Annotated in this window: 7 protein-coding genes; 5 read left to right on the top strand and 2 right to left on the bottom strand. The window is 42.5% G+C overall.

Features of this window, described 5'->3' with window-relative positions; genetic code table 11:
* Window positions 1-357: 357 nt before the first annotated feature.
* The 5 genes from BLR42_RS21435 to BLR42_RS21415 all read left to right on the top strand — a co-directional run bounded on the left by BLR42_RS21435 (window position 358) and on the right by BLR42_RS21415 (window position 4,716).
* On the top strand, window positions 358-1,425 hold the full coding sequence (locus tag BLR42_RS21435) for a fibronectin type III domain-containing protein (protein ID WP_091873621.1): 1,068 nt from the start codon (window positions 358-360) through the stop codon (window positions 1,423-1,425).
* A 79-nt stretch (window positions 1,426-1,504) separates the two neighbouring features.
* Window positions 1,505-1,951, top strand: coding sequence for an IS66 family insertion sequence element accessory protein TnpA (locus BLR42_RS21430; RefSeq protein ID WP_091873619.1), 447 nt, complete (start codon window positions 1,505-1,507; stop codon window positions 1,949-1,951).
* Complete coding sequence (gene tnpB, locus BLR42_RS21425) at window positions 1,944-2,318, top strand: IS66 family insertion sequence element accessory protein TnpB (protein WP_091873618.1); 375 nt, start codon at window positions 1,944-1,946, stop codon at window positions 2,316-2,318. Before BLR42_RS21430 ends, tnpB begins: the two co-directional genes overlap by 8 nt.
* A 91-nt stretch (window positions 2,319-2,409) precedes the next feature.
* Window positions 2,410-2,760, top strand: coding sequence for a hypothetical protein (locus BLR42_RS21420; RefSeq protein ID WP_091873616.1), 351 nt, complete (start codon window positions 2,410-2,412; stop codon window positions 2,758-2,760).
* A 24-nt stretch (window positions 2,761-2,784) separates the two neighbouring features.
* Window positions 2,785-4,716, top strand: coding sequence for an IS66 family transposase (locus BLR42_RS21415; protein WP_091873615.1), 1,932 nt, complete (start codon window positions 2,785-2,787; stop codon window positions 4,714-4,716).
* Window positions 4,717-5,117: 401 nt separating this feature from the next.
* Here the strand turns inward: BLR42_RS21415 and BLR42_RS23205 are convergent, their stop codons facing one another.
* Window positions 5,118-5,258, bottom strand: a complete 141-nt coding sequence (locus BLR42_RS23205) for a hypothetical protein (RefSeq protein ID WP_170832932.1) — start codon at window positions 5,256-5,258, stop codon at window positions 5,118-5,120.
* Window positions 5,259-5,380: 122 nt separating this feature from the next.
* A complete protein-coding gene (locus tag BLR42_RS21405; protein WP_091873612.1) occupies window positions 5,381-6,787 on the bottom strand; it encodes an RNA-guided endonuclease InsQ/TnpB family protein in 1,407 nt (468 codons plus the stop codon).
* Window positions 6,788-7,187: the final 400 nt, after the last annotated feature.

The raw sequence follows: 7,187 nt of genomic DNA, 5'->3' as shown, positions 1-7,187 counted from the left end.
GCGGGTCTGATGATGGAAACGGTGCTCTTTCCTTTAGAAGCATCAATTCCAACTGCATTGTACATCATAAATAAGGTTCCTCCCCAACATTGAATTTGCATGGTGTCCAGCATTCCCCATTGCTTATTCTATCTCCTGTGGTATTAACCGGACGTGTACAAGACAGTCCTACCTACATAAAACGAACAGCTGCAAATGATAAGCTGGCTGACGGGCTTTCTAACGGACGCTAAGTGGTCCTAGGAGAACAAGGTCAGACCAATGCCTTATCATTGTACAGCTTAAGCAACAAGAGGGCTAAGGCCTAGCTGGCTGTTAGGTAACTTAACCCCACAACTATATATTAGGAGGAGATTAATGTCTATGAAGCAGGTTATAAGAAAAATTGGATGCTCTTTAATGGCCTTTGCCCTGACTTTCATGTCAATGTCCGGTCTTATGGAGGGAAGTATAGTAAAGGCTCAGGTAACAGTAACAAGTACTACAAATGTAATCCTTGTAGATGGGACTGTAAATAGCAACACTTCTCACTCAGGTCAGTTCTATGATGGGACAGGCGATGCAGTATTATTTATGGCAAATGGTACAACCTATGACAGTATAACGCTGACTGCAACGAATACACTTACCATCAAAAATTTAAATACTCCTAAGTTGACTGGTGGCTCTAAAGCTAATGTGAGTTTCTGGGGCAGTGATTTTACATTTGTGTTTGAAGGAACTAACTATATCCAGGATCTTTCAGTTGATGGTAATTCAACAATAAAAATGGCAGCCGGAGCAAGTTTGAAATGCGATTCACTTGGCATTGACACATCTATTAATCTAGCAACAAGTCTGACTCTTGGAGACGGAACAAATGCGACAAAAGATCCTAACACTGCTAAGGGAACACTTATCGATGATATCGAATTTACTAGCACGCAAAGTCAACCTGAGCCACAGCCTGTTACCCGCACAATTACATTTGATGCGAACGGTGGAACCGGAACAATGGATGCTGTAACCGTAACTGACGGAAGGCAATACACACTTCCAGAAAACAAGTTTACTCCTCCCACTAATAAAGAATTTGATAAGTGGGATAAAGGTGCTGCAGGTGCAGTTATAACAATAACAGAAGATACAACGATAAAAGCACTTTGGAAGGACAAAGCTGACGATGCTGCAGTTGATAAGGTAGATGAAAAGATAGACAAAAGCCAGAAAAACGCAAAACTTTCAAAACCAAAGGCAGGAAAGAAGTCCATTACCATAAAGTGGAAAAAGCAAACTGCAAAGGGAATCAAGGGCTATGAAATCCAGTACAGTACAGATAAGGATTTCAAGACTAATGTCAAGAAAGTGACTATAACAAAGGTCAAGACAGAGACTAAGACGATCAAGAAACTTAAGTCCGGAAAGAAATATTATGGTAAGCGGTAAATATACGGCGTCTAGGAAATGCCCTCCAAGATCAGTAGGATTCTTTTAGAGAAACTATTGGTATTGGAGGGCTTTTATTATGGACAAATATGTCATGGACATCAGGTTGCAGAACTGGATTCCGATCTTCGAAGCACAAGCAAGAAGCGGACTCGACAAACAGACCTTCTGCAAACAGAACGGAATCAGCCGGGGACTGTTTTTTAAATGGCAGAGGATATTGAGGGAACGGATTGCAGATGGTTTTGATCCTGGGAGCATTTCAGCTCCTACTGTTTTGACTGTACGCGGTATTGATGCTGCGGATGATCATCCTACATTTTTCGAAATCACACCAGCGTCATCCACGAGTCTTGCAGACCGGGATTCCAGAACAGAGGCAGCGCCTAGACAAACTCCTGTTGCTGATAAGGCATCATATAGCGGACAAATCTGTATTTCATATGGCGATTTTTCCGTCAGCCTGTCTGGTGATGTCGATGAAACATCTCTCACGTCAATCCTTCGGGCGGTGAAGCATGCTTAACGGAAATGGGCTTACATTTTCAAAGATAATACTGGCTATAGGAACTGTTGATCTCCGCAAGGGAATCGATGGACTGTGCTCGGTGATCAGATACACATACTGTAAGGACCCACTTGAAAAGGATACCCTCTTTCTTTTTTGTGGGACACGTCGGGACAGACTCAAGGGCGTGCTGTGGACCGGAGACAGATACATCCTGCTTTACATCAGGCTCTCAGAAGGTTCATTCAGATGGCCAAGATCAGAGGCTGAAGCTCGGACAATAAACGGGGAGGAATTCATGCGGCTGATGGATGGCTTTGACATAGATCCTTCCATTGGTAAAAAACGTGAGCCAGAGCCCATTGTCGCAAGGCGAAAGCCTTAAAAAAACCTAGTGATATTTATAAAATAATTATCACTAGCCTATTGACACTAGCATAGGTATGTGCTAAAATATCACTATGGAGGGCAGAAAGATGTCAATAGTGAAGCACACCGACAAACGTTCCGGAATAACTTATGTTTACGAATCAGAGTCATACTGGGATAAGGAGAAAAAGCAGCCACGCTCAAAAAGAACCCTCATCGGCAAAATCGATGAGGCAACCGGTGAGATAATCCCCACTGGAAAAAGTGGAAAGAAAAAAGAAGCTGTAAGTAGTACCCAGGAATCTGGGACACCACCTGAAGCCATAACAGACCAGGTAGAACTGCTTGCTCAGAAAGATGCCCAGATCAGTTCTCTCAAAGAGGAGAACCGAAGGCTCTTGAAAGAGAAGCAGGAAATGCTTGAAGCACTGGAAGTGCTCTTAAAGAAATGGTCTTAAAACGCTGAGGGAGGAGGCACAGGCATGAGGGCAGATGAAGAACGGTTCTATGAATCAGTCAAGGATCTTGACAGGGAAAGTCTGCTCTCAGGCTACGTTGCCCTTCATATAAAGTATGGGGAGCTACTCAGGGACAAAAACGCAAGCGACAGGATAACAACTGAAGGTGTGATACAGTTCCAGAAACTGTTGAAGGATTATGAAGAATCGCTGAGCAGGATAGACCAGCTTGAAAAGACAGTCAAGAAGCTGTCTGATCAGCTTGAGCTCAAAAACCGCGCCATATTTGGAAGGACAACCGAGAAGTTTCTTGATACACTCATGTCTTCAGAAAATCCCCCGGAGGAATTTGAGGACGAAAGCCAGACAGAGGATTGTTGTGATGATCATAAAGAAAACCGTGTCATCATAAGCCTTGATGAGTATAAAAAGTCTCTGGACGAGGAAAACGAAAAAGATAACGATGCAACTAAAAGCAATGCGAGCTCTGGTAAAAAGCGATCCGGCAAAGGAAGCAGAAAGCGTCGACTACTGGAATCGCTCATGAATCTTCCGTCCCGGCTTATCTACGACCTCGATGTAGACAAACTCAATGCAGACTATGGTGAGGGCAACTGGCGCATTGCCAAGTGGCACGAACACTATGTCGTTGAGAAAATCGAATGCCCTTTATATGTCAAAAAAATACTTACTCCTGTGATCTCATCAGGCCTTGAGCATGTGATGACCACAGTTCCCTATAAAAATCCATTAAAAGACAGAACCTATATATCAGCATCCATCCTTGCAGATATCCTGTACAGGAAGTTTGTCCTTGCACTGCCATTCTTCCGTCAGGCCGTGGACTATTACATGCAGGGACTTGACCTGTCCAGGCAGGTGATAATAGGGTGGGTGAATGAACTTGTTCCGCTTATCATGAAGCCGGTTATAAAGCACATGCTCAAGCTTATGCTGCTGTGCCCTTACCATAACTGTGATGAAACATATCTTCAGGTGCTTAAGGATGGACGTATGCCCGGAACCAAGAGTTTTCTATGGGTGCACAGCACGGGAGAGCTTTTTGATGGCAACCCTATAATTATCTTTATGTATGAACCAACCAGGGGAACGGATCATTTAAGAAAGCTTCTCCTTGAGTTTCATGGTTATCTGACCTGTGATGCATATATCTCTTATCATGTGTGCGAAAAAGAGAGCAATGGTAGAATTCTTGTAACCGGATGCATGATGCACCTTCGCAGGTATTTTGCACTTTCCCTTTTTGTTCATGATCTTAACAAAATGACAGAGGAAGAAATCCTCCAGCTGCCGGAAATCAGGGTGCTCATGATCATAAGGGGCATATATCATGAAGAGATGAAACTAAAGAACATGACTGCTGATGACAGACTTGCTGCCAGAAAGGAGTTTGTTGCCCCCAAGGTAAAAGAGCTTTTTGACTGCATACATGAACTTGACGCTTCTGATGGATCTCATTCCGAAAAGCTGTCTAAGGCTATTTCTTATGCGATAAATCAGGAAACTTATCTCTGCAGGTTCCTCGAAGATGGTAATATACCACTCGATAATGGCAGTTCGGAGCGCTATATTAATTCCTATAGTAAGGGCAGATCCAACTGGCTTTTTGCAGATACAGTTCTTGGAGCCGAGGTAAATGCTGCTATGTACTCCATAGTTGAGACTGCCAAAGCAAACAAGGTAAACCCTTATGAATACATCAAATATCTTCTTGAGAAAATGCCAGGGCACCTGGATGAAAAGGGCAACGTGACAGATCCGGAATGCCTGAATGACATGATGCCATGGTCAGATGCATTCCATGACTATGAAAAAGAATGCATCGAAAAACGTAACCTACTCTATTCAGGTATGTTCCCCATACCATTAGTTCCAAAGCCGCCGAAGAAGGTGGCATCAATTGCTCCAGATACAGCGGAGCAGGATTCCGCTTGATCCAAGCATGCAATATATGCTTAAAGCCCTACTGGCATGACCGCGTAGGGCTAGTTCGCGTCCCCAAATATCAGGAGTCACGAAAGTTATAAAAGTTCGGGAACTTTCGTGACTTTTGTGCCACATAAAATAAACTCTTCCACCCCGACACCCCCTCAGGAGAAGTTTATCAGTTTGAAAGAGTCTGTTCTATACGCCGTTTGTTTACCGCTTACATATTATGTTCGTATAAGAACATTCAAAAAAGTATCAGGCGAAAAGGTATATTCCGATTGGAGCACTCCTAAGAGCGTTAAAGTTAAATAGCGTTCATCTGATATTCACCTAAAGTAAAAGCATGAGTCCCTCAAATACGAGGGACTCATTTAATGTAAAAAAGTGTGTATTAAATATGTGAAATCCTATTTTTCATCAAGTGCATTCAGGATTCCGTAGTTAACACATGTAGCTACGATTGTTCCAACGATAACAGCAAGGATGGCTTTGATATTTTGGCTTATTATTGCGGCAGTCAGAGTTACAATAAATAAAGCCAATTTCATGATTAAAAAGATTTTGCTTTTGAGATTATTGCAGCAATTATAAACAATAGGCCAAAGAGTACAGCCATTGCCAGTAGAGTAATGAACTACCACCACCGACTCTGCGTCGGAAGAGGTTTCTGTCATGCCGCAAAGCGGCATGAACCTTTGGGATGCTTAGTGCATCCCAAAGAACAGGGCATGTCCACTATGCCTCTATCCCATTGGGTTACCTTTGGGAATACTTTTCTTAAGATATTTGCAGCTCCATTTATATCTGCATTTGTTATTGTTCTATCGTAGTGCCTGTACAGTCCTCTTTTTATCCTTCTTCCTGAAAAAGAGTATTCTTTATTCTTCCCTTTTTCATACATGGGGATCGGGTCCATGGCAAGAAAATCAGCCTTCGATGTATAGCTCTCCTCGGTCAGGGCAAATCTTATACCGTATTCAGCAAGCTTATAGCGGAGCATATCTGCAAATATCAGCATTGGTATCTGCACAAAATTCTGGTTACTGATATGCCCCATATCCGTTTCCTGTTTCTGGAATACGTTATGCCCCATCACTACTGCATCTACGTGGTTATCCCTCGCATAGTCTGCTAGCTGTCTGCTTATCTTATGGAACTCATCCTTTATGCGCCTGTTGCGTTTTTCTGTGAGTATGTTCATTTTCCTGGTTCGGTATCTGTTATTGCACTTCATGGCACATGATGAGAGCCGCCCCATTTCTTTGTTGTAAAACTGGTTTACGGACTTTATCAGTCCGCCCTTTATCACAAAGGGATCTGCGCCAAAGTTGTTCGCTACGGCTGCTATGTTATCCGTACCCGGATCTATCGACATGACCCTTATATCGGAAATGTCATCTTCTGATGAAAGCGATCTGAGAACATCCTTGTCGTCCAAAGGCTCTATACCTACTGTTAAGGCATCGATCACCACATCCATTACAAAGTCCTTACCATGTGGTTTTATCCGCACTTCCTTAAGTTTCCCCTGGGGAAGGTCCCTGCCAAGTTTTAAAGTATCTGTTGTTCCGGGAAAACGTATATAGGAATCATCCTTTATCCTGCATATCTGATTCGTAAGGATGGCAGTCTTGTATTTTCCCTGGCATACATATCCCGGCATGCGGGGTCGCCCTGTAAATGCTGATGGTGTCTTGGCGTACGCCTTCACTGCTTCAAAAAACGACTTGTAATCCCTAAGAAGGAGCTTAAGTATCTGCTGGTTAGCCTGAGATGGAATACCATAGTACGCCTTATCCCTGGTGCTCTTCAGAAGATAATCAAGGGCATTATAAGAAAGCCATGAACCAGCTGCATGATATTTTGTCCCTTCAAGGGTTTCACTTACAAGTTTATACACCTGCATCTGATTGGGAAAAAGAGGCCTGTAAGAGTCAAATGCCTCTATGGCAGAAGCATACTGTCGGATGATGAAATTCGCCCTGTTGTAAAGAACTGCAGATGCCCTGCAAATATCCTGGCAGTAACTGTATAGTGTGTTGTTTTTAGCTATTCTGTACTGCCTTGTCCTATACACAGTTGAGATTTCCTTTCCAAAGATTATATTAGTATTATAGCATAATTTCCAAGAGTAATCAAAACATTTGTTCTTTTCAGTAGGGTTGTTTCATGAAGAAGTTTTTGTGCAGGAGAATGCCATAATCAGGTGGAGTAGTTGCTTTTTGAGATGTTATTATCCTATATTCAGCATAAAAAAGCGCATAGTTATCCCTATGCGTCATCAAAAGGAGTAAAGGTATTGTTATTCTCAAAAATCAATACATACTGGGAATTGGTTCAAAAATAAACTTTGCCACACATGTAAGATCCGAGTCCACTTCATCCATTATATCTATCATCTGTATCCGGTTCACAGGATCTTCTAATTGCATCAGCCTTGCTACGTTATATGATATTTTTCGCAAAACGGATAAAGC

The organism is Butyrivibrio sp. INlla16, assembly GCF_900104155.1.
In the GTDB taxonomy this organism is placed as follows: domain Bacteria; phylum Bacillota; class Clostridia; order Lachnospirales; family Lachnospiraceae; genus Butyrivibrio.
This window is presented reverse-complemented; position numbering and strand designations above follow the sequence as displayed.